Origin of the sequence: Streptomyces sp. NPDC088725, from assembly GCF_044751305.1 — a bacterium.
In the GTDB taxonomy this organism is placed as follows: Bacteria; Actinomycetota; Actinomycetes; order Streptomycetales; family Streptomycetaceae; genus Streptomyces.
Map to the genome: position 1 here is coordinate 488825 of NZ_JBIVLO010000003.1, position 21359 is coordinate 510183.

Annotated in this window: 23 protein-coding genes and 3 tRNA genes; 5 read left to right on the top strand and 21 right to left on the bottom strand. The window is 70.5% G+C overall.

Annotated elements, in window-relative coordinates:
* Positions 1 to 9: 9 nt before the first annotated feature.
* From ACIP6N_RS09285 to ACIP6N_RS09315, 7 genes are all read right to left on the bottom strand, one after another.
* Positions 10 to 1560 (bottom strand): MFS transporter, encoded by a 1551-nt coding sequence (locus ACIP6N_RS09285; protein WP_401814120.1) that lies wholly within the window; start codon positions 1558 to 1560, stop codon positions 10 to 12.
* 114 nt (positions 1561 to 1674) lie between these two features.
* Positions 1675 to 2235, bottom strand: a complete 561-nt coding sequence (locus ACIP6N_RS09290) for a TetR/AcrR family transcriptional regulator (RefSeq protein ID WP_401814122.1) — start codon at positions 2233 to 2235, stop codon at positions 1675 to 1677.
* Between the two features lie 116 nt (positions 2236 to 2351).
* The gene (locus tag ACIP6N_RS09295) at positions 2352 to 2780 is read right to left on the bottom strand and encodes a MaoC family dehydratase (protein ID WP_401814123.1); all 429 of its coding nucleotides are present in this window, start codon (positions 2778 to 2780) and stop codon (positions 2352 to 2354) included.
* Positions 2781 to 2785: 5 nt separating this feature from the next.
* Positions 2786 to 3238, bottom strand: a complete 453-nt coding sequence (locus tag ACIP6N_RS09300) for a MaoC family dehydratase N-terminal domain-containing protein (protein WP_401814124.1) — start codon at positions 3236 to 3238, stop codon at positions 2786 to 2788.
* A 122-nt stretch (positions 3239 to 3360) separates the two neighbouring features.
* The gene (rpmG, locus tag ACIP6N_RS09305; protein WP_003956487.1) at positions 3361 to 3525 is read right to left on the bottom strand and encodes a 50S ribosomal protein L33; all 165 of its coding nucleotides are present in this window, start codon (positions 3523 to 3525) and stop codon (positions 3361 to 3363) included.
* Positions 3526 to 3632: 107 nt separating this feature from the next.
* Positions 3633 to 3705: transfer RNA gene (locus tag ACIP6N_RS09310), tRNA-Met, on the bottom strand.
* 47 nt (positions 3706 to 3752) lie between these two features.
* Positions 3753 to 3825, bottom strand: a tRNA-Thr gene (locus ACIP6N_RS09315).
* A 328-nt stretch (positions 3826 to 4153) separates the two neighbouring features.
* Here ACIP6N_RS09315 and ACIP6N_RS09320 point away from each other — a divergent pair.
* Together ACIP6N_RS09320 and ACIP6N_RS09325 are read left to right on the top strand one after the other, a co-directional pair.
* Positions 4154 to 5398, top strand: coding sequence for an amidohydrolase family protein (locus ACIP6N_RS09320; RefSeq protein WP_401814125.1), 1245 nt, complete (start codon positions 4154 to 4156; stop codon positions 5396 to 5398).
* A 34-nt stretch (positions 5399 to 5432) separates the two neighbouring features.
* The gene (locus ACIP6N_RS09325; RefSeq protein WP_401814127.1) at positions 5433 to 6092 is read left to right on the top strand and encodes an SDR family oxidoreductase; all 660 of its coding nucleotides are present in this window, start codon (positions 5433 to 5435) and stop codon (positions 6090 to 6092) included.
* A 176-nt stretch (positions 6093 to 6268) separates the two neighbouring features.
* Here the strand turns inward: ACIP6N_RS09325 and ACIP6N_RS09330 are convergent.
* Positions 6269 to 6350 (bottom strand) — tRNA-Tyr (locus tag ACIP6N_RS09330).
* Positions 6351 to 6531: 181 nt separating this feature from the next.
* Between ACIP6N_RS09330 and ACIP6N_RS09335 the strand changes: the two genes are divergently transcribed.
* Both ACIP6N_RS09335 and ACIP6N_RS09340 read left to right on the top strand, forming a co-directional pair.
* Positions 6532 to 7020 carry a YajQ family cyclic di-GMP-binding protein gene (locus ACIP6N_RS09335; RefSeq protein ID WP_401814128.1) on the top strand — a complete coding sequence of 163 codons (489 nt, stop codon included), beginning with the start codon at positions 6532 to 6534 and terminating at the stop codon, positions 7018 to 7020.
* Positions 7021 to 7301: 281 nt separating this feature from the next.
* The gene (locus tag ACIP6N_RS09340; protein ID WP_401814129.1) at positions 7302 to 7976 is read left to right on the top strand and encodes an alpha-ketoglutarate-dependent dioxygenase AlkB family protein; all 675 of its coding nucleotides are present in this window, start codon (positions 7302 to 7304) and stop codon (positions 7974 to 7976) included.
* A gap of 39 nt (positions 7977 to 8015) precedes the next feature.
* On the opposite strand, the gene ACIP6N_RS09345 is transcribed toward ACIP6N_RS09340, so the two are convergent.
* The 13 genes from ACIP6N_RS09345 to ACIP6N_RS09405 all read right to left on the bottom strand — a co-directional run bounded on the left by ACIP6N_RS09345 (position 8016) and on the right by ACIP6N_RS09405 (position 19878).
* Positions 8016 to 8291 carry a GlsB/YeaQ/YmgE family stress response membrane protein gene (locus ACIP6N_RS09345; RefSeq protein WP_401814130.1) on the bottom strand — a complete coding sequence of 92 codons (276 nt, stop codon included), beginning with the start codon at positions 8289 to 8291 and terminating at the stop codon, positions 8016 to 8018.
* 241 nt (positions 8292 to 8532) lie between these two features.
* The gene (locus ACIP6N_RS09350) at positions 8533 to 8925 is read right to left on the bottom strand and encodes a YccF domain-containing protein (protein WP_401814131.1); all 393 of its coding nucleotides are present in this window, start codon (positions 8923 to 8925) and stop codon (positions 8533 to 8535) included.
* Positions 8922 to 9785 (bottom strand): zinc metalloprotease HtpX, encoded by an 864-nt coding sequence (gene htpX, locus ACIP6N_RS09355; RefSeq protein WP_401814132.1) that lies wholly within the window; start codon positions 9783 to 9785, stop codon positions 8922 to 8924. Before htpX ends, ACIP6N_RS09350 begins: the two co-directional genes overlap by 4 nt.
* Positions 9786 to 10016: 231 nt before the next feature.
* The gene (locus tag ACIP6N_RS09360; protein ID WP_401814134.1) at positions 10017 to 11588 is read right to left on the bottom strand and encodes an NADH-quinone oxidoreductase subunit N; all 1572 of its coding nucleotides are present in this window, start codon (positions 11586 to 11588) and stop codon (positions 10017 to 10019) included.
* Positions 11585 to 13150, bottom strand: a complete 1566-nt coding sequence (locus tag ACIP6N_RS09365) for a NuoM family protein (RefSeq protein ID WP_401814136.1) — start codon at positions 13148 to 13150, stop codon at positions 11585 to 11587. Before ACIP6N_RS09365 ends, ACIP6N_RS09360 begins: the two co-directional genes overlap by 4 nt.
* Before the next feature lie 27 nt (positions 13151 to 13177).
* Positions 13178 to 15187, bottom strand: a complete 2010-nt coding sequence (locus tag ACIP6N_RS09370; RefSeq protein ID WP_401814138.1) for an NADH-quinone oxidoreductase subunit L — start codon at positions 15185 to 15187, stop codon at positions 13178 to 13180.
* Positions 15184 to 15561: an NADH-quinone oxidoreductase subunit NuoK gene (gene nuoK, locus ACIP6N_RS09375; protein WP_401814139.1), complete on the bottom strand. Its 378-nt coding sequence runs from the start codon at positions 15559 to 15561 to the stop codon at positions 15184 to 15186. The genes ACIP6N_RS09370 and nuoK overlap by 4 nt, the downstream gene beginning before the upstream one ends.
* A complete protein-coding gene (locus ACIP6N_RS09380) occupies positions 15561 to 16223 on the bottom strand; it encodes an NADH-quinone oxidoreductase subunit J (RefSeq protein ID WP_401814141.1) in 663 nt (220 codons plus the stop codon). Before ACIP6N_RS09380 ends, nuoK begins: the two co-directional genes overlap by 1 nt.
* The gene (locus ACIP6N_RS09385; RefSeq protein WP_401814143.1) at positions 16220 to 16783 is read right to left on the bottom strand and encodes a NuoI/complex I 23 kDa subunit family protein; all 564 of its coding nucleotides are present in this window, start codon (positions 16781 to 16783) and stop codon (positions 16220 to 16222) included. The genes ACIP6N_RS09380 and ACIP6N_RS09385 overlap by 4 nt, the downstream gene beginning before the upstream one ends.
* Complete coding sequence (locus tag ACIP6N_RS09390) at positions 16783 to 17751, bottom strand: NADH-quinone oxidoreductase subunit H (protein WP_401814144.1); 969 nt, start codon at positions 17749 to 17751, stop codon at positions 16783 to 16785. The genes ACIP6N_RS09385 and ACIP6N_RS09390 overlap by 1 nt, the downstream gene beginning before the upstream one ends.
* Positions 17748 to 18872: an NADH-quinone oxidoreductase subunit C gene (locus tag ACIP6N_RS09395; protein ID WP_401814145.1), complete on the bottom strand. Its 1125-nt coding sequence runs from the start codon at positions 18870 to 18872 to the stop codon at positions 17748 to 17750. The genes ACIP6N_RS09390 and ACIP6N_RS09395 overlap by 4 nt, the downstream gene beginning before the upstream one ends.
* Complete coding sequence (locus ACIP6N_RS09400; RefSeq protein WP_401814146.1) at positions 18869 to 19495, bottom strand: NADH-quinone oxidoreductase subunit B; 627 nt, start codon at positions 19493 to 19495, stop codon at positions 18869 to 18871. The genes ACIP6N_RS09395 and ACIP6N_RS09400 overlap by 4 nt, the downstream gene beginning before the upstream one ends.
* Entirely contained in the window at positions 19486 to 19878 is a 393-nt protein-coding gene (locus ACIP6N_RS09405; RefSeq protein WP_401814147.1) for an NADH-quinone oxidoreductase subunit A, read from the bottom strand. Before ACIP6N_RS09405 ends, ACIP6N_RS09400 begins: the two co-directional genes overlap by 10 nt.
* Positions 19879 to 20056: 178 nt before the next feature.
* Between ACIP6N_RS09405 and ACIP6N_RS09410 the strand changes: the two genes are divergently transcribed.
* Positions 20057 to 21295 (top strand): sensor domain-containing protein, encoded by a 1239-nt coding sequence (locus ACIP6N_RS09410; protein WP_401814148.1) that lies wholly within the window; start codon positions 20057 to 20059, stop codon positions 21293 to 21295.
* Positions 21296 to 21359: the final 64 nt, after the last annotated feature.

A 21359-nucleotide genomic window follows, 5' to 3' on the forward strand; every position in this document is an offset into this window, starting at 1 on the left:
GGGCCGAGGTCAGACAGCGGCGGACTCGCGCCCGGCGTCCTGCGCCTCCTGCGCGGTCGCGGTTCCGGGCGTGGCCTTTTCCGTGGCCGCTTCCGCCGTCGCCCGCTCGGCCCGGCGGCCCGGGATGAGCAGCGCTGCCACCGCGCCGAGAGCCACCGCGCCGACGCCGATCCACAGGGCGGGAACGGTTCCGTCGACGAAGGTGGCGGGCGTCCCGTAGCCGCCCTGGGCCGCGAAGACCGCGCCGAGGATCGCGACGCCGAGTGCTCCGCCGACCTCGCGGAGCGCGTTGTTCGCGCCGGAGGCGATGCCCTGTTCCGCCGGGCGGACGCTGGACATGACGAGGCTGGCGGCCGGTGCGAAGTACAGCCCCATGCCGATCCCGCTGACGATCAGGGCGGGCAGCAGGGCCGTGTACGAGACGCCGGGGTCGAGGAACAGCGCGAACAGCGCCAGTCCGGCGGCCTGGAGAGCGAGCCCGGTGACCACGACCGGGCGGCCGCCGATACGGTCGGAGAGCTGTCCGGCGAGCGGCGCGACGAGCAGCGGCATCGCGGTCCACGGGAGCATCCGCAGGCCCGCCTCCGTGGGCGAGTAGCCGACGACACCCTGCATGAACTGGCTGAGCAGGAAGATCGAGCCGAACATGCCGAGGAACATCAGCAGGCTCGCGGCGTTGATGCCGGCGAAGCGGCGGTTTCTGAACAGCCGCATGGGAAGCATCGAGTCCGGCCGGCGCGAACCGTGCCGTACGAACGCGGCGAGCAGCACCGCGCCGCCGAGCAGGCCCACGAGCACGACGGGGCTGGTCCAGCCCTTGGAGTTGGCGTTGACCAGGGCGTAGACGATGCCGAAGAGGCCACCGCTGACAAGGACGGTGCCGGGTACGTCCAGGCGGGCGTGGGGTGCGTACGACTCCTTCAGGCGGAGCCTGGCGAGGGGCAGCAGGGCGAGGCCTATCGGGACGTTCAGCCAGAAGATCCATTCCCAGGACAGGTGTTCGGTGAGGGTTCCGCCGACGAGCGGGCCGCTGGCGACGGCGAGACCGGTGATGGCGCTGTAGACGCCGAGGGCCGCGCCGCGCTTCGCGGCGGGTACGGCGGCGGTCAGCAGGGTGAGAGTGAGCGGCATCATGATCGCCGCGCCGACGCCCTGGACGGCGCGTGCGGCGATCAGGGCGTTGATGCTGGGGGCGAGGGCAGCGCCGGCCGACGCGGCGGTGAAGACCGTCAGGCCGATCGTGAACAGCCGCCGGCGGCCGAACCGGTCGCCGAGGGCCGCGCCGAACATGAGGAGAACCGCGAACGTCAACGTGTAGGCGTTGACTGTCCACTCCAGGTCGGAGAGCGCGCCGCCGAGGTTTTCGCGGATGGACGGCAGGGCGGTGGTGACCACCAGGTTGTCCAGGGCCGACATGAAGCCGGCGAGGCCGGTGATGATGAGGACCCAGGTGGTGCCAGTGGCCCGGCGGGGCGCCGGGGCCTCGTGGCCCGCGGACTTTTCCGTCGGGCCCGTTCCGCCGGCCCCTCTGGCCCCGCTGATGTGATTCGGCTGGTTCATGACTCTCTCCCCTGCTGACGGCCGGGTCGGCGATATGCCGGTTAGTTATTGATTACTAATTTTCGGAAGCGTGACCGGGCACCGAGGTCCGGCAACTGGCGGCGACCGGTTCGGCTATCCGCCGGTCTGCCGCGTGGATTCACGCAACCCGGTCCAGACGCGGTGGCCGGCCGGAAAGCCCATCGAGACGAGGGTGTTGATCAGCATTCCCTGCGCGAGGAAGGTCGCGGTCCCGCCCGCGTCCGCACCGAGCCCGAGATGGACCGTGTCCCAGAGCCTCAGCCAGCCGAGCCGTACCGTGTCGCCGAAGGCGTGGTCACCCGCGGCCTCGGCGGCGGCGACCGCCACGTACACCTGCAACTGCATCAGCAGCATGTCCGGATCCTCGGCGATCAGCCGCTTGTACGCGTCGGCCATGGCGTGCAGGGCCTCTTCGCCCATCAGACCCTCCGCCGCCTCCTCCAGGACGCGCCTGACGTCTGCCAGACAGCGTTCCGCGGCAGCGAGGAACATGGCCTGCTTGTTCGGATAGAGCCGGAAGAGATACGGCTGCGAGACACCCACACGGCGGGCGATCGCCTCCGTGGAGGTGCCGTGGTAGCCGCTGCGGGCGAACTCGGTGACCGCCGCACGCACGACGCTCTCGCGCCTCTCTTCCGCACTCATTCTGACCATGAAGAGGAAGTTAGTGGCTAATCACTATCTATGTCAAGGCCGACGAAGGCATGAAATAAGGGGCACCCACCGTGGTGGGCGCCCCTCACATGAGCCGACGGGCCCGACGAGACAGCTCAGGCGAGCTGGACGACGGCGCGGGACATCCCCAGCACCTTCCGTCCCTCGTTCATCGCCAGCAGGTCCACCCGGACCCGGTTGTCGTCCAGCTTGGCCGCGACCTTGGCGCTGACCTCGATGACCGCGCCCTTGTCGTCATTGGGCACCACGACGGGCTTGGTGAACCGGACGCCGTACTCGATGACGGCCCCGGGGTCGCCCACCCAGTCGGTCACCACCCGGATCGCCTCGGCCATGGTGAACATGCCGTGCGCGATGACGTCGGGCAGACCGACCTCCTTGGCGAACTTCTCGTTCCAGTGGATCGGGTTGAAGTCCCCCGAGGCGCCCGCGTACCGCACCAGCGTCGCGCGCGAGACCGGGAAGGTCTGCGCCGGAAGCTCCGTACCGACCTCGACGCCGGCGTATTCGATCTTCGCTGCCATCGGTCTCATTCCCCCTCGGCGGCGCGCGCCACCAGCTTGGTCCACGCGGTCACGACGTGCTCCCCGGACTCGTCGTGCACCTCGCCCCGCACTTCAATGACATCGTTACCGGCGAGGGATTTGATCGACTCGATGGTCGACGTGACCGCAAGCCGGTCGCCCGCCCTGACGGGCCTGGTGTACGTGAACCTCTGGTCGCCGTGCACCACCCGCGCGAAATCGAGACCGAGCAGCGGGTCGGCGACGACATCGCCCGCCGCTTTGAAGGTGATCGCGAAAGGGAAAGTCGGCGGGGCGATCACATCGGGATACCCGAGCGCCTTCGCGGCCTCCGGATCGGTGTAGGCCGGATTGGGGTCGTCCACCGCCTCGGCGAACTCACGGATCTTCTCCCGGCCGACTTCGTACGGCTTGGTGGGCTCATAGGTACGCCCCACGAAGGACTGGTCGAGCGCCATGAGTTCGTTCCCTCCTGGTGGATTGGCTGATGGACAGCCTGATGAATATCACCCGTGACCATCACGGCATAACGACGCGAGGCCGTCCCCAGAAAGGGGACGGCCTCGCAGACGAGCCTGATTCAGCGGGTTTCGCGGTGCGCGGTGTGCGAGTTGCAGCGCGGGCAGTGCTTCTTCATCTCAAGTCGGTCCGGGTTGTTACGCCGGTTCTTCTTGGTGATGTAGTTCCGCTCCTTGCACTCCACGCAGGCCAGCGTGATCTTTGGGCGGACGTCGGTGGCAGCCACGTGAGTGCTCCTTGGACGGACGGATGAACGGATGAAAAGGGTCAAACAGATGAACGCACAAAAGAGTAGCCGATCGAAGGACCGACCCCGCAATCGGCTACTGTCTGTAGCGGTGACCGGACTTGAACCGGTGACACAGCGATTATGAGCCGCTTGCTCTACCGACTGAGCTACACCGCTGCGATGTTGGATCTCCCCGCCCGAGGGCGAGGATCACCGAACACCGGAGCCCCAATACGGAATCGAACCGTAGACCTTCTCCTTACCATGGAGACGCTCTACCGACTGAGCTATTGGGGCGAGCGATGAAGACATTACACGGTCTCTCGCCGTTCGCCCAAATCCGTTTCCGCGCCTCCTCCCGGCCTCTCGCCCCACGTGTCCCAAGGGCCGCCGGGGCCCTCCCTTCCGGACCCCCTGCGGCCTCACCGGTATGACTTTCGCGCTCCTCCGCGCAGCGCGGCCGGGGCGCCTCGCGACGCACCGCGCGGCACCGGGGACACCGCCCCGGACACACCCCCACCAGCGCCCCTGGCTGATCCGACAAGATCGGCCGGACAGGACCTACGCTCGGCTGACGCCGTGCGATTTCGCACATCCGAGGTGCCGCCGAGACGCCAGGAGCGCGATGCCCGACAGCCAGCCGCAGTCCCGGGACGGCGCCACCGCCGACACCACCGCGCTCGTCCTGTGCGGCGCCCGCCTCACCGACGGCCGCACGGTCGACGTACGGCTCAGCGGCGGGCGTATCGAGGCCGTGGGTACGGCGGGCAGCCTCGCCACGTGCGGCGCCCGCGTGGATCTCACCGGTTACCTGCTGCTCCCGGCCCCCGCGGAACCGCACGCCCACAGCGACACCGCGCTGACCGCCCTCGGCGCACCGCCCGCCGGCGGGCCGGTCTCGTACCGCGCCGAGGACGTGCAGCGGCGCGCCACCGAGGCCGCCCTGCTCCAGCTCGGACACGGGGCGACGGCACTGCGCTCGCACGTACGGATCGGGGACGCGCAGGAGCTGGAGCCGATGGCGGCGGTGCTCCGGGCGCGGCGTTCGCTGCGCGGGCTCGGCGATCTGGCCGCGGTCGCCGTACCGCGGCTGCTCACCGGGCGCGCGGGCGCCGACGGCCTCGCGATGCTGCGTGACGCGGTGAGGATGGGTGCGGCGGCGGTGGGCGGCTGTCCGGACCTCGATCCCGATCCGGCCGGGTACACGGAGGCGGTCCTGGACATCGCCGCCGAGCACGGCTGTCCCGTCGATCTGCACACGGACGGCGACGACCCGGCGCGGCTCGCACGCCTCGCCGCGATGGCGGGCGGTCTGCGGCCGGGGGTGACGCTCGGGCCGTGCGGCGGCCTGGCGGAGCTGCCGGCCGAGGTGGCGGCGCGGGCCGCGGACCAGCTGGCGGCGGCCGGGGTGACGGTGGTCTGCCTGCCGCAGGGCGGCTGCGGAGGCGCCCGCCTGCGCGGTGTGGCGCCCGTACGGCTGCTCCGGACGGCCGGGGTGCGGGTCGCGGCGGGCGGCGGGGCGCTGCGTGACGTGTCGAACCCGGTGGGGCGCGGCGATCCGCTGGAGGCGGCGTATCTGCTGGCGTCGCTGGGCGGGCTGCGGGCGGAGGACGCGTACGACGCCGTCAGCGGGGCGGCGCGGGCGGCGATGGGGCTGCCCGAGGTCCGCGTGGAGGCGGGCTTTCCTGCGGAACTGCTCGCCGTGCGCGGGGAGTCGGTCGCGGGGGTGCTGTCGATCGCGTACAGCAGGATCGTGATCCACCGGGGCCGCGTGGTGGCCCGCACCAGCGCGGTACGGGAGTACTGCGACTCCGCGGGGCCCGCGGCGCTGGAACTGCCGCGCCAGGGACGTGCGGACGCGGCCCCGTGAGCGGGAAGCGCAGGCTGGACGTACTGTCGTGGGCATGCGAATTGTGATCGCCGGAGGACATGGACAGATCGCGCTGCGGCTGGAGCGGCTGCTCGCCGCGCGCGGACACGAGGTGGCGGGCATCATCCGCAACCCGGAGCAGGCGGAGGACCTGCGGGCGGCCGGCGCCGAACCGGTCGTGCTGGACCTGGAGTCGGCTTCCACCGACGAGGTGGCGGCTGTGGTCGCGGGCGCGGACGGACTGGTGTTCGCGGCCGGCGCGGGACCGGGCAGCGGCAGCGGGCGCAAGGACACCGTGGACCGGGGCGCCGCCGTGCTCTTCGCGGACGCGGCGGAGCGGGCGGGCGTACGGCGTTACGTCGTCGTCTCAGCGATGGGCGCGGACGCGAACCACGTGGGTGACGGGGTCTACGACGCGTACCAGCGGGCCAAGGGTGCCGCTGACGACGCCGTACGTTCCAGGCCCGGCCTGGACTGGACGATCCTGCGCCCGGGAGCGCTGACGAACGACGCGGGCACTGGTCTCGTACAGCTGGCCGAATCGACCGGCCCTGGTTCGGTGACGCGCGACGATGTGGCCGTGGTGCTGGCCGAGTTGCTGGAGGCCCCGGAGACGGCGGGGCTGACGCTGGAACTGATCGGCGGGACGGTGCCGGCGGCGCAGGCGGCGAAGGACGCCGGGAGCGACCGCTGAGCGGGTGACCGAAGCGGCGGTTACCGCCTCGGCCGGTACGGGCTGGGGCGGCAACTGACGAGACCGGGGCTCGCAGGGTCGTACCCGGCTTGAGCGGGACAGCCGAAGCACAGCCGGCGCACACGAAAATGGCCCCTGATCGGCGTTTCCGCTGATCAGGGGCCATCTCTATCGCGTGGCGGCGCCAGGATTCGAACCTGGGAAGGCTAAGCCGGCGGATTTACAGTCCGCTCCCATTGGCCACTCGGGCACACCGCCATGGGATGTTGCTGCCTGGCGCAGATTCCGCTGGTGGGCGGTGCTCCGTGGCAACGACGTAAACAATACCCGATGCCCGGGGGTGCTCCGCCACCCGATTGAGCAGCGCTCGGGGCAGGCCCGGGTGGCTAGGCTTTACGGATCCGAGCCCGATCAGAACCGATACAAGGAGCCACAGGACATGGCCGACTCCAGTTTCGACATCGTCTCGAAGGTCGAGCGGCAGGAGGTCGACAACGCCCTCAACCAGGCCGCGAAGGAAATCTCCCAGCGCTACGACTTCAAGAACGTCGGTGCCTCGATCGACTGGTCCGGCGAGAAGATCTTGATGGAGGCGAACTCCGAGGAGCGGGTCAAGGCGATCCTCGACGTCTTCCAGTCCAAGCTGATCAAGCGGGGGATCTCGCTGAAGTCGCTGGACGCCGGTGAGCCGCAGCTGTCCGGCAAGGAGTACAAGATCTTCGCCACGATCGAGGAAGGCATCTCCCAGGAGAACGCCAAGAAGGTCGCGAAGATCATCCGCGATGAGGGCCCCAAGGGCATCAAGGCGCAGGTGCAGGGCGAGGAGCTGCGGGTCAGCTCGAAGAGCCGGGACGACCTGCAGACCGTGATCGCACTGCTGAAGGGGCGGGACTTCGACTTCGCGCTTCAGTTCGTGAACTACCGGTGACCGAGGGGGTACGGAGGCGGGCGCGGGCCGTTTCCGCCCCCGCCTCCGCCTCCTCTTCTGTCTCCGCGCGCGTCTGACGCGCTCGCGTCGCTCTCCTTGCCGGGACAGAAGGGCGGTGCCGTCCTCCTGGGCGGGCCGTGCGGGTCCCCAGGGACTCCTGGGACTTGAGGGTGCTCCAGTGGCGCCAGGGGGCCGTGAGCGGGCGTCACGCGAACGGGGAACTTCTACGCAGGGTGCGAGACGGGCACGGGTCCGGTGACGTGCGCGAAAGGAGCGTCCGCATGCACGGCGCGCTGTTTCCCAGGCCGCGGGCGGTCGTCGCGCCCGGGGCGGTGCATGTGCCCGCGTGGCTCTCCGAGGAGCGGCAGCGCGAGCTGGTGGAGGTCTGCCGCGACTGGGCGCGGGGGCCCGTGCCGATCCGGCATACGGTGCTGCCGAGCGGCGGTGTGATGTCCGTACAGACGGTGTGCGTGGGCTGGCACTGGCAGCCGTACCGCTACACCCGCACGGCCGGTGATGTGAACGGCGCGCGGGTCGCGGAATTCCCGGACTGGCTGGCGGAGTTGGGGCGGGCGGCGGTGGCCGGGGCGTACGGCGCTCCACAGGAGTCCGGCGCGTACGACCCTGCCTCGTACGCGCCCGATACCGCGCTGGTGAACTTCTACGACGGCGACGCCAGGATGGGCATGCACCAGGACAAGGACGAGAGGTCCGGTGCGCCGGTGGTGTCCCTGAGCATCGGCGACCGGTGCGTCTTCCGCTTCGGCAATACGACGGACCGGGGCCGGCCCTACACGGACGTCGAGCTGTCCTCGGGAGACCTCTTCGTCTTCGGCGGCCCCTCGCGTTTCGCGTACCACGGAGTGCCGAAGGTGTATCCGGGGACGGCCGATCCGGCGACCGGCATGAGCGGCGGCCGGCTCAACATCACGCTGCGCGAGACCGGCCTCCGTTAGGAGTTGTGTCCCCCGGCCCCTTCGGACTGCGGACCGGCGTCAGCGGGTCCTGGAACGGGAGTTGCCGAACAGCAGCCGGTAGATGACCAGCAGGACGAGCGCTCCGCCGATGGCGGCGAGCCAGGTCGGCCCGTCGAAGAAGCTCTTGTTGATGGGGTGGTCGAGCCAGGTGGAGGAGATCCACCCGCCGACGAAGGCTCCCACGACCCCGATGAGGGTGGTGATGATCAGCCCGCCAGGGTCCCGGCCGGGAAGCAGGAGCTTGGCCACGGCTCCCGCGATGAGTCCGAGAATGATCCAGCTGATGATGCCCATGCCAGGGACCTGCCTTTCACGCTGTGTTGCCCGTTGCCTCTGAAGACGCCGCAGGGGCCGGGGACGGTTGCGACGGACGGTCCCGTACCCGGAATCCGGCCGGTCATACACCCGGCGACATGCGCGAACGCGCGTGCTGGCGCTCGTACAGGCCCTCGTGCCGACGGACGCGCAGACGCGAGCGGGCGCACACCCGTAGACACGTGCGGGCGCACGCACAGCGGTCAGGGAAGACGGAAGGTCAGCGCGCGGTGAAGGGCTGGTCCGTCGGGACGATTTCCTTGCCGAGCGGCATCAGGGAGACGGGAATCAGCTTGAAGTTGGCGAGGCCCAGCGGGATGCCGATGATCGTCACGCAGAGCGCGATGCCGGTGAAGATGTGCCCCAGGGCGAGCCACCAGCCGGCGAGGACCAGCCAGAGCACGTTGCCGACGCAGGAGGGCGCGCCCGCGTCCCGGCGGTCGACCGCCATGTACCCGAAGGGCCACAGGGCGTAGAGGCCGATGCGGAACGCGGCGACGCCGAAGGGGATGCCGATGATCGTGACGCACAGCAGCAGGCCCGCCAGCAGATACCCCAGGAACATCCAGAAGCCGCAGAGCACGAGCCAGACGAGATTGAGGATTGTCTTCATGGTCGGCGACCTGCCATCTGCTCGAGCCGGGCGATGCGTTCCGCCATCGGCGGGTGCGTGGAGAAGATCCTGGCGAATCCCTGCCCCTGCCTGAAGGGGTTGGCGATCATCATATGACTCGCCGTCTCAATACGCGGCTCAGGCGGCAGCGGCAGCTGCTTCGTACCGGCGTCGAGCTTGCGCAGCGCGCTCGCGAGGGCCAGCGGGTCGCCGGTGATCTGCGCGCCCGAGGCGTCCGCCTCGTACTCCCGGGAACGGCTCACGGCGAGCTGGATGACCGAGGCCGCGAGGGGGCCCAGGAGCATGACGAGCAGCATGCCGACGAGACCGGGGCCCTCGTCGTCCTCGGAGCGGCCGATGGGGATGAGCCAGGCGAAATTCACCAGGAACATCACGACGGAGGCGAGAGCGCCGGCGACCGAGGAGATCAGGATGTCGCGGTTGTAGACATGGCTCAGCTCATGGCCGAGCACACCGCGCAGCTCACGCTCGTCGAGGATCTGGAGAATCCCCTCCGTGCAGCAGACGGCGGCGTTGCGCGGATTGCGGCCGGTGGCGAAGGCGTTCGGCGCCTGGGTCGGTGAGATGTAGAGCTGCGGCATGGGCTGCCTGGCGGCGGTCGACAGCTCGCGCACGATGCGGTAGAGCTGCGGCGCCTCGAACTCGCTGACCGGGCGGGCGCGCATGGCCCGGAGCGCCAGCTTGGAGCTGTTCCAGTAGGCGTACGCGTTGGTCGCGAGGGCCACGGCGAGCGCGACGAACAGGCCCGTCAGGCCGAAGAGGCCGCCGATGACGATGATGAGTGCGGAGAGCCCCCCGAGGAGTACGGCGGTTCTCAGCCCGTTGTGCCGGCGGTGCACGGTACGCCCTCCAGATCGTGCGGCAGGGGAACCCTTGCTTGGTGCTGCTCCACTCTTCAGTGGACCCTTACGTACTGGTCAACGCCAGGCGAGGGGTACGGGTTCCCTTGCGCCACGGGAGCGCGCGTACGCCGTACGGGTGGCTGGAACGCGCTCCGGCGCACGCCGGAGCGCCCGTACGGGCGCAGAAGAAGGTGTGAGGAACGGACGCGCGAGAAGGGACGAGAGGGATCAGAAGAGGCTGACGTGGGCGAAGCGCAGCACCAGCTGCGGAGCGCCGGACAGGGCGATGCCCGCGACGGCCGTCAGGACGATGGCCGCGGTGACCGCCGCCGGGACGCGATGCCTGATCTGCTCTCCCGCAAGAACTGTCTCCCCCACAAGGTCCCCCGCGGGGGCTGTCTCCTTCGCTTGCTCCCCTTCGGGGGAGCGGAAGATGACGGCCGTCCACTGGAGGTAGTAGTAGAGCGCGATGACGACGTTGACGGCCATGACGACGGCGAGCCAGCCGAGGCCCGCGTCGACGGCCGCCGAGAAGACCGTGACCTTGGCGAACAGGCCGATGACGCCGGGCGGCAGACCGGCCAGGCAGAGCAGGAAGAAGGCCAGGGCGAGCGCGGCGAGCGGACGCCTGGCGTAGAGGCCCTGGTAGTCGGAGATCCGGTTGAGCGGCTTCGTACGGACGACCAGGGCGGCGACGGCGAAGGCGCCGAGGTTCACGACGGCGTACATCAGGGCGTACGCGACGGTCGAGCCGATCCGGTCGGTCCTCACGTACGCGGACGCGGCGATCGGCACCAGGAGGTACCCGGCCTGTGCCACGGACGACCAGGCGAGCAGCCGTACCGCGCTCCACGCGCGCGTGGCCTGCTGCCGCAGCGCGGCGACGTTTCCGACGGTCATGGTGAGTGCGGCGACGACCGCGAGGACCGGCCCCCAGGCGTGCCCGTACGAGGGGAACGCGATGACGGTAACGAGGATGAGACCGGAGAAGCCGACCGCCTTGCCGACGACGGAGAGGTAGGCCGCGATGGGCAGCGGGGCTCCGACGTAGGTGTCGGGGACCCAGAAGTGGAAGGGCGCGGCGGCGGTCTTGAAGGCGAAGCCGACAAGGGTGAGGATCACGCCCGCCTGGGCGAGGGTGTCGAACCGGTCGGGTACGCCGTCCAGCCGCGCGGCGATCTGCGTGAGGTGCAGGGTGCCGGTGGTCGCGTACACGAAGCTGACGCCGAGCAGCATCACGGCGGTCGCGGTGACCGACGAGAGGAAGAACTTGAGCGCGGCCTCCGAGGAGCGCCGGTCGCCGCGCTTGAGCCCCACGAGGGCGAAGGCGGGCAGGGAGGCGACCTCCAGGGCGACGACGAGCGTGGCGAGGTCGCGCGCCGCGGGCAGCAGGGCCGCGCCGGCGGCGGAGGAGAGGAGGAGGAACCAGAACTCTCCCGCGGGCAGTTGCCTGGTCTCGGTGAGCGAGAGCAGCGCGGTGAGCAGCGCTCCGCCGAGCACCAGGAGCTGGATGACCAGGGTGAAGTGGTCGGCGGTGTAGCTGCAGACGCCGGAGTCGGTGCTGAGGCAGAACGTCGAGCGGTCGCCGCCGAGCAGCGGCAGGAGCATGACCAGGGCGGCGGCGAGCCCGGCGATGGCGATGCCGCCGAGGAGCGGTTTGCGCCGCTCGGACACGAAGAGGTCGGCGAGCAGCACGATCAGCGCCACCGCCGCGGTGATGGCGGGGGGTGCGATCGCGAGCCAGTCGATGGACTGGACGAGGCTGGCGGCGCCTGCGGCGCTCTCTGCGGCCACGGTCACGACGTGCCTCCTGCGAGAAGCTTCTGCACGGCCGGGTCGGTGAGGCCGAGGAGGGCCGCGGGCCACAGTCCCGCGAGGACGGTCAGGGCGACGAGCGGGGTCCAGGCGGCGAATTCGTAGCCCTGGACGTCGGGGAGGTCCCGGGTTTCCCTCGGCGTCGCGCCCATGCAGACGCGGCGTACGACGACCAGCAGGTACCCGGCGGTGAGCAGGGTGCCGACTCCGGCGATCGCCATGAAGGTGAGGAAGGCCGGGCGGCTGAGCCCGGCCGCGGGGGTGAACGCGCCGAACATGGCGAGCATCTCGCCCCAGAAGCCGGCGAGCCCCGGCAGTCCGAGGGAGGCGACGGCCGCGAAGGCCAGCAGCGCGCCGAGGCGCGGGGCACGGCCGTAGAGCGCCGCGCCCGTGGCACCGGCGAGGGTGTCCAGGTCGGCGGTGCCGTAGCGGTCCTTGAGTGCGCCGACCAGGAAGAACAGCAGGCCGGTGATGAGGCCGTGGGCGATGTTGGCGAAGAGCGCGCCGTTGACGCCGGTGGGTGTCAACGTCGCGATGCCCAGCAGCACGAAGCCCATGTGGCCGACGGAGGAGTAGGCGATCAGGCGCTTGAGGTCGCCGCCCGAGCCGCGCTTGGCGAGGGCGAGGCAGGCGAGGGATCCGTAGATGATGCCGGCGACGGCGAGGGCCGCGAGGTACGGCGCGAAGGTGTGGATCCCGTCCGGGGCGATGGGCAGGACGATACGGACGAATCCGTACGTACCCATCTTGAGCAGGACGCCGGCGAGGAGCACGGAGCCGGCGGTCGGCGCGGCGGTGTGTGCGTCGGGGAGCCAGCTGTGCAGCGGCCACATCGGGGTCTTCACGGCGAGGCCGATCCCGATCGCGAGAACGGCGATGACCTGCACGGATGTGCTGAGCCCCCGGCCGTTGTCAGTGGCGAGTGCCACCATGTCGTACGTGCCCGCTTTGAGCCCGATCACCAGCAGGCCCAGCAGCATGACCACGGAACCGAGCAGGGTGTAGAGGATGAATTTCCGGGCGGCGGCCTGCCTGCCTCCCGGGACTCCTTCCGAACCGCCCCAGCGGGCGATCAGGAAGTACATCGGGATCAGCACCATCTCGAAGGCCAGGAAGAAGAGGATCAGGTCGAGCGCGGCGAAGGTCGCGAGCGTGCCCGATTCGAGAAGGAGGATCAGGGCGACGAATGCCTTGGGCGAGGGGCCCTTGGGCATCTTGAAGTAGCTGTAGAGCGCGCAGAGGAAGGTCAGCAGCGCGGTCAGGACCAGAAGGGGGAGCGAAATGCCGTCGATGCCGAGATGGATGCGGACGTTGAGCGCCGCGATCCAGCTGATGTCCGTGGTGGCCTGCATCTTTGACGGGTGGTCGCGGTCGAAGCCGAGCGCGAGGACGATCGCGGCGGCGAGGATCACGCCGGTCACCATCACGCCGTGGCGGAGCACGGCCTGGTCGGGGCTCTTGCCCCGCAGTCCCGGCGGGGCGGGCAGGAGCGCGCCGGCGGCCCCGACGAGCGGGCCGGCCAGGATCAGCGCGAGAAGAAACTGCATCACGGACTCACTGATATCGATCAAGGCTCACGCTCCGGCGGCGACGAGTACGGCGGCGATCGCCAGGACGACGGAGCCGGCGAGCAGGGCGCTCAGGTAGGTCTGCACATTGCCGGTCTGCGCGCGGCGTACGGCGGCGCCGAGCCAGCGGCTGCCGGTGCCCGCACCGCGTACATAGGTGTCGACGACCTCGCGGTCCAGGAAGCGGACGAGCTGGGCCGCCGCGAGGACGGGGCGTACGAAGAGGCGGTGGTAGACGGCGTCCAGGTGGAAGCCGACCGCCGCGTGCCGGTGGAGCGGTCCCAGCAGCAGCCGGGACGGGTCCGCCGGGTCGGGGGCCGACGCGATGCTCCCGTAGGCCGGGGTGTGGGACTCGATGGCCTCCCTCTCGACGAGGGCGGGATCGGCGTCCGGATGGGCGGCGACGCCACCGATCGGGACGCGGGCGGCCGGTGTCTCCGAGGTGCGCCAGGCGATGTACATGACCAGCGCTCCGACGACCGCTACTCCCGTGCCCAGGACGGCGGTCGTGACGGTCGGGGTGAGCTTGTCCCCGTCGAACCAGTCGGTGAGCCGGCCGACGGCCAGACCGAAGCCGGCGGTCGGGATGGCCAGCAGCCACAGCACGGCGTTCATGGCGAGGGGTTGCCTGCCGTGGTCGGGGGCCTGGGTGCCGCCGCGGCCGCGGAAGGCGAGCAGCCACAGGCGGGTGGCGTACGCGGCGGTGAGGAGCGCGGTGATCAGTCCGGCGACGAGCACGGTCCAGCCCGCCGCGCCGGGGGCGATGTGGGACTCGCCGAGCGCCGCGTGCTCCGCGGCGACGAGGACGGATTCCTTGGAGAAGAAACCGGCGAAGGGCGGGATCGCGGCGAGAGCGAGCAGCGCGATGGTCACGGTCCAGAAGGCATCGGGGATGCGTTTGGACAGGCCGTCCATCCGGGACATCGCCGCGAGGGAGTTGGTGCCCGCGGCATGGATGATCACCCCGGCGCCGAGGAACAGGAGGGCTTTGAAGGCACCGTGCGAGATGAGGTGGAAGACGGCCGCGCCCCGGTCGCCGACGGCCAGGGCGCCCGACATGTATCCGAGCTGCCCGATGGTCGAGTAGGCGAGGACGCGCTTGATGTCGTCCTGGGCGAGCGCGGCGACCGCCGAGCCGATCATCGTGATCGCGGCCATCACGGCGAGGACCATCAGGGCCGCCTTGGAGGCGGCGAAGACCGGAAGGAGCCGGGCGACGAAGTAGATACCGGCGGCGACCATGGTCGCGGCGTGGATCAGCGCGGAGACGGGCGTCGGGCCCGCCATCGCGTCGGGCAGCCAGGTGTGCAGCGGGAATTGGGCCGACTTGCCCGCGACCCCGGCGATCAGCAGCAGCGCGATCAGGGTGGGGTGGTCGAGACCGCCCTTCGCGACGGTGTGCAGGACGCCGGTGATGCGGAAGGTGCCGGCGTCGGCGGCGAGCGCGAACAGACCGATCAGGAAGGGGACATCACCGAGTTTGGTGACCAGGAACGCCTTGAGCGAGGCGGCTCGCGCCTCGGGGGTTTCCCAGTAGTGGCCGACGAGGAAGTACGAGCAGATGCCCATGATCTCCCAGCCGACCAGCAGCACCATCAGGTCGCCGGAGTAGACGACGAGCAGCATCGCGGAGGTGAAGAGGGAGACGAGGGCCGCGTACGAGGGGTAGCGCACGTCGGCGCGCAGATAGGCCGTCGAGTAGACCTGCACGCACGAGGCGACGACGCCGACGAGGACGGCGACCAGGGCGGCGAAGCCGTCGATGTGCAGGGCGAGGTCGATGGGGACCGAGCCGGTGGGGGTGAAGCGCGTCGCTGCGTCCAGCGCGGGCTGCCCGCCGCCGATGCCACCGCCCTGGCGGACGGCGACGAGCACGGCGATCACGGCGGCGGCCAGGGTCGGCAGGATCGCGAGGGGGCGTACGAAGCCGGGGGCCGCGCGGCCGAGCAGCAGCCCGGCGACGGCGCCGAGGAACGGCAGGAGGGGGACGAGAACGGCGAGGGTCGTGGTGGTCACGCGGTGGCCTCAGCATTCTGTGCCGCGGCTGCGGCCTGTTCCGTACGCGCGGTCTCGTCCGTCGCTTCCGTGTCGGCGGTGTCGCGGAGCCTGTCGATGTCCGAGGTGCCGCGGTTGCGGTAGACCATCAGGATGATCGCGAGACCGATACCGATCTCCGCGGCGGCGATGGCGATGACGAAGAGGGTGAGCGCCTGGCCGGTGTGCAGGGTGTCGCGGATCCAGACGTCGAAGGCGACGAGGTTGAGGTTGACCGCGTTGAGCATCAGCTCGACGGACATCAGGACGAGGATCGCGTTGCGCCGGGCGAGTACTCCGTACACCCCGGTGCAGAAGAGCAGGGAGGCGAGTACGGCGGGATAGGCGAGATGCATCAGCGCTGTTCCTTACCGCTGGGGGCACCGGGTCGGGTGGGGCGACCGGGGCTGCCGGGCCGGCCGGGAACGCCGGGAGCACCGGGACGGCCGGGAGCACCGAGGCGGGGAGCGCCCGTGGCGCCGTTGTCCTTCTTGCGGGACAGGACGATCGCGCCGACGAGTGCGGCCAGCAGAAGCACGGACAGCGCTTCGAAGGGCAGCACCCAGTGGCGGAACAGGAACTGCCCGGTCACCTCGGTGGAGCCCTGGGCCGGTCCCTCGAGGTCGATCCATGTCGTACGGAAGGCGTCGACGACGACCCAGACCAGAGCGGCCGCCGCGGCGACGGCCACCACGAGCGCGATCGGACGGTTGCCGGAATCGGCGTCCGGGGAGTGGCCGATGGGCGCCTTGGTGAGCATCAGCCCGAAGAGCAGGAGGACCACCACGGAACCGAGGTAGATCAGGACCTGCACCCAGGCGATGAACTCAGCCGTCAGCAGGAGGTATTCGACGGCCAGCCCGCCGAGCGCGACGACCAGCCAGAGGGCGGCGTGCACCAGCTGTCTGGTCGTGACGGTGACGAGGGCCGCGCCGAAGGTGACGAGGCCGACGAGGAGAAACGCGATTTCGACACCGCTGGGTGAGAGAAAGCCGTGTCCGGTAGCTGCGAGGGTCACTCGCCGGCCCCCTGCTCCTGCTGTCCGGCCGCTGCCGCCGCGGCGGCGAGCTTGTCGGCGGTCTTGCGCGCGGCGCCCATCTCCTTCGGCTCCTCCGCACCCGGGTCGAGCGCGGGCGGCTCGGGCACCGTCCACATCCACTCGCGCAGCTTGTCGCGCTCGTGGGTGAGTTCGTGGATGTCCGTCTCCGCGTACTCGAACTCCGGTGACCAGAACAGCGCGTCGAAAGGACAGACCTCGATGCAGATACCGCAGTACATGCAGAGGGCGAAGTCGATCGCGAACCGGTCGAGGACGTTACGGCTGCGCTCGCGCCCGCCGGGCGCGGCGGCCGGGACCGTCTCCTTGTGGGAGTCGATGTAGATGCACCAGTCGGGGCATTCGCGCGCGCAGAGCATGCAGACCGTGCAGTTCTCCTCGAACAGCCCGATCACGCCCCGGGAGCGGGGCGGCAGTTCGGGCTGCGCCTCCGGGTACTGCTCGGTGACCGTCTTCTTCGTCATCGTGCGGAGGGTGACGGCCAGGCCCTTGGCGAGACCGCTGCCGGGGATCGGGGACATTACTGGATCACGACCTTGACGATGCCGGTGAGGGCGATCTGGGCGAGGGCGAGCGGGATGAGCACGGTCCAGGCGAGTTTCTGCAACTGGTCCTCGCGCAGCCGCGGATAGCTGACCCGCAGCCAGATGACGATGAAGGCGAGTACGGCGGTCTTGAGCAGCGTCCAGACCCAGCCCAGGTCGTCACCGCCGACCGGTCCGTGCCAGCCGCCCAGGAAGAGGACGGTGGTCAGACCGGACAGGACGACGATGCCCGCGTACTCGGCGAGCAGGAACAGCGCGAACCGCAGACCCGTGTATTCGGTGTAGGCGCCGAAGATGATCTCGGAGTCGGCGACCGGCATGTCGAAGGGCGGGCGCTGGAGTTCGGCGAGACCCGCGACGAAGAACACGAAGGCGCCGATGATCTGCCAGGGCAGCCACCACCAGTGGAAGGCGTCGAGGATGCCGGGCAGCGAGACGGTGCCGGCCGCCATGGCGACGGACGCGGCGGCGAGCAGCATCGGCAGCTCGTACGCGAGCAGTTGGGCGGCCGTGCGCAACCCGCCGAGGAGGGAGAACTTGTTGGCCGAGGCCCAGCCCGCCATCAGCGAGCCGAGCACACCGACGCCCAGCACGGCGAGCACGAAGAAGATGCCCGCGTCGACGACCTGGCCGACCGCGCCCTCGCTCGGCCCCACCGGGATCGCGACGATCACGAGCAGGTACGGGAGGAGAGCGACGGCGGGGGCGAGTTGGAAGATACGGCGGTCGGCGTCGGCCGGCACCACGTCTTCCTTCTGCGCGAACTTCACCCCGTCGGCCATGAGCTGGGCCCAGCCGTGGAAACCGCCCGCGTGCATGGGGCCCAGGCGGCCCTGCATGTGGGCCATCACCTTGTGCTCGGTCTGCCCGACCACGAGCGGCAGGACAAGGAACGCCACGAAGACGACGATGAGCCGGATGGCGACGTCCAGTACGTCGTTCACGCGTCTCCTTCAGGACGTTCACGGTCGGCTTCGTCGCCGGAAGCGGGCTTGGGGGTGTTGGGATTGCGGTCAGACTCGGGCTCGGGTTTGGCGTCGGGCCCGGGCTCCGGCTCGGCGTCGGGTGAGGCCTCGGGCGCAGCCTCAGGCGCGGGCTCCGGCGTGGCTTCGGGCTCGGGCTTGCTCCCGGGCTCGGGCACGGCCGCAGGCTCAGGCGTGGTCTGGGGCTCGGGCGCAGGCTCGGGCTTCGCCTCGGGCGCGGCGTCGGGCGCGGCGTCGGGCGCGGCGTCGGGCGTCGGTCCGGGCGTGGCCTCAGGCCGGGGCCCGGTGCTGGGCTCCGGGTTGTGCCACGGTGCGTCCCCGCCGTCCGACGTGCCGCGCGGGCGCCGCGCGGGCGCTTCCGGCTGCTGGCTCGCGGAGCCCTCCGAGACGCTGCGGGCACGGCGGGCGGGACGTTCACCGGCCGGACGCTCGCGCACCGGACGTTCGCCGGCCGGACGTTCACGCACCGGACGCTCTCGGGCAGGACGTTCACGGGCCGGCGGAAGCTGTCCCTTGAGTGGGCCCCATTCGTTCGGGTCCGGGACGCCCGGCGGCAGCATCTGGCGGCGCTTCGGACCGCCGCCCTCCGACTCGCCCGGTTCCTTCGCGCCGGGCCACGCCTTCACGACCCGTGACGCCAGCACGAAGTCCTTGCGCAACGGGTGGCCTTCGAACGCCTCGGGAAGAAGGAGGTGCACGAGGTTCGGGTGGTCCGTGAAGGAGATGCCGAACATCTCGTGGGTCTCGCGCTCGTGCCAGCCCGCGCCCGCGTAGACCCCGAGCGCCGTGGGCAGGACGGCCGCGTCGTGCGGGACGGTCGTACGGACGAGCAGCCGGCGGACCGTGCCACCGCCCAGCGCCGCGACGTGCGCGCAGACGCGGAAGCCGGTGCCCGGTTCGTCGACGGCGCTCAGCCAGTCGAAGTACGTGCAGCCGAGTTCGTCGCGGGCGGTTTCGAGCGCGGAGAGCCAGGAGGTGGCGGGGACGTCGACGGTCAGCAGTTCGTACGCGTACTCCGCCGTGGCCTCCTCGCCGAAGATCTCGGCGACCGCGCCGGGAAGCCGGTCGTAGGCGGTGTTCACGACGTGCCCTCCCCCGGCGTCGGCGGCGCGGCGACCAGGCCGCTGCTCAGCGCGGCGGCCGACGGGCGCGCCTGGGTGGCGTACCGCTCGCCCAGCGACTCGCGGGCGATCTTCTCCTGGAGCTTGAGGATGCCCTGGAGAAGCGCTTCGGGCCTGGGCGGGCAGCCCGGTACGTAGACGTCGACGGGGATGATCTGGTCGACGCCCTTCGTGACGGAGTAGGAATCCCAGTACGGGCCACCGCAGTTGGAGCAGGCGCCGAAGGAGATCACGTACTTCGGCTCGGGCATCTGCTCGTACAGCCGCTTCACCGCGGGCGCCATCTTGTCCGTGACCGTACCGGAGACCACCATCAGGTCCGCCTGGCGCGGTCCGGGCGCGAACGGGATCACGCCGAGCCTGATGAAGTCGTGTCTGGCCATGGACGCGGCGATGAACTCGATGGCGCAGCAGGCGAGTCCGAAGTTGAAGACCCAGAGGCTGTAGCGGCGGCCCCAGTTGAGGACCACCTTCATGGGTTCCGGGGCCAGCCGTGAGAGCACGCCGAGGCGTTTCGGCTCCGGCAGCAACAGCGGTTCCGGAGCAGGGGCCGGAGCGGAGGCCGGGGCGGGGGTCACGTCCATTCGAGGACGCCCTTCTTCCATGCGTAGAGCAGTCCCACGGCCAGGAAACCGAGGAAGATGAACATCTCGACCAGCGTCGTCGCGCCGTAGCCCGGGGCCGCGAAGATCGTCGCCCACGGGAACAGGAAGACGGAGTCGACCGCGAAGATGACGTAGAGGAACGCGTAGACGTAGTAACGCACCTGCGTGTGCGCCCAGCCCTCGCCCACCGGGTCCACGCCACATTCGTACGTGAGCAGTTTCTCCGGTGTCGGCACCACCGGCCGCAGCAGGCGGCCGGCTCCGAAGGCCACGGCGACGAACAGCACACCCACCACGGCGAGCACTCCGACCACCGCGTAGCTGTGGAAGTAGCCCACCGCGAGAACGGTCGGTTCCGACACGTCCGCCCCTCGCTCCCTGGCTTCTGGCAGCCCGTTCGACGTCTGTACGGACGGGAGTCTAGGCCCTGCTAAAGAGACGGTAAGCAGCCGCATCACACAACAGCGGGGGTTACCCCTACTCCGCACCACCGAGTTTCCCCATGGCGTGCGGGTCCGCGGCCCGGCAGGCTTGGACCTTATGACCGCGAGCAAGAGCCTCACAGACCCCTCCGGCGACGTTGACCGGCCGCCGCCGGCCGCGTTCTCCTCGTACAACCGGCATACCTGGAAGGAGATCGCGCACCTCCTGGCCAACCTGCCGTGCGCGCTGGTCGGATTCGTCTATGTGGTGGTCATGGTCACGACCGGTGTGGCCCTCTCGGTGACGGTCGTCGGCGTTCCGTGGCTCGTGCTCGGTCTCGGCGGCGCCCGCCTGCTGGGGTGGTCGGAGCGTGCGCGGGCGCGGGGTCTGCTGGGGGTGCGGATCGACGAGCCGAGCCGGCTGTACGTGCCGGGGCGGCGGTCCGGGGCCGGTGCGAAGGCCGCGCCGGGTCCGCGGTCCGGGGGCGGTCTCGGCCGGTTGCTCGCGGGGCTGAAGGACCCGGTGGCCTGGCGGACCGTGCTGTACGAGTTCATCCGGCTGCCGTGGGGCGTGGTGACGTTCTCCGTCACGTTCGTCGGCCTCTTCGTGCTGTGGCCGGTGCTGCCGTTCATCGTGCGCACGCTCGCCAACGCGGACCGGGCGATGGTCCGCGGGCTGCTCGCACCGTCCGACGAGCTGGAGCGGCGGATCGCGGAGCTGGAGTCCGACCGCGGCGTGGTGGTCGACACGGCCGCGGCCGATCTGCGCCGTATCGAACGGGACCTGCACGACGGAGCGCAGGCCCGGCTGGTCGCGCTGGCCATGGGACTGGGCCTCGCCAAGGAGAAGCTGCTCGACGATCCGGACGCGGCGGCCGTCATGGTGGACGAGGCACACGGCGAGGTGAAGCTCGCGCTCCAGGAGCTGCGCGACCTGGCGCGCGGCATCCACCCGGCGGTCCTCACCGACCGGGGCCTGGACGCGGCGCTCTCCGCGATCGCCTCCCGCTGCACGGTCCCGGTGACGGTGACCGCCGATCTCGCGGAGCGGCCCGCCGAGGCGATCGAGGGCATCGCGTACTTCACGGTCTCCGAGCTGCTGCAGAACGTCAGCAAGCACAGCGCGGCGCGCTCCGCGTCCGTCGACGTGTGGCGCGCGGAGGACCGGCTGATGATCCAGGTGCGCGACGACGGACACGGCGGCGCGAGCCTCGACGGCGGTACGGGCATGGCGGGGCTGGCCGAACGGCTGGACGCGGTGGACGGCCTCTTCGTACTCGACTCACCGGCGGGCGGCCCGACGGTCGTCACGGCGGAACTGCCGTGGCGGCGGCGCGGGGAGTCGCAGCGGGGGTGACGTATGAAGGGCTCGGGGGGCTGGGGGCTGGGCGGGGTGGGGAAAACCCCAGGGTGAAGAGTGA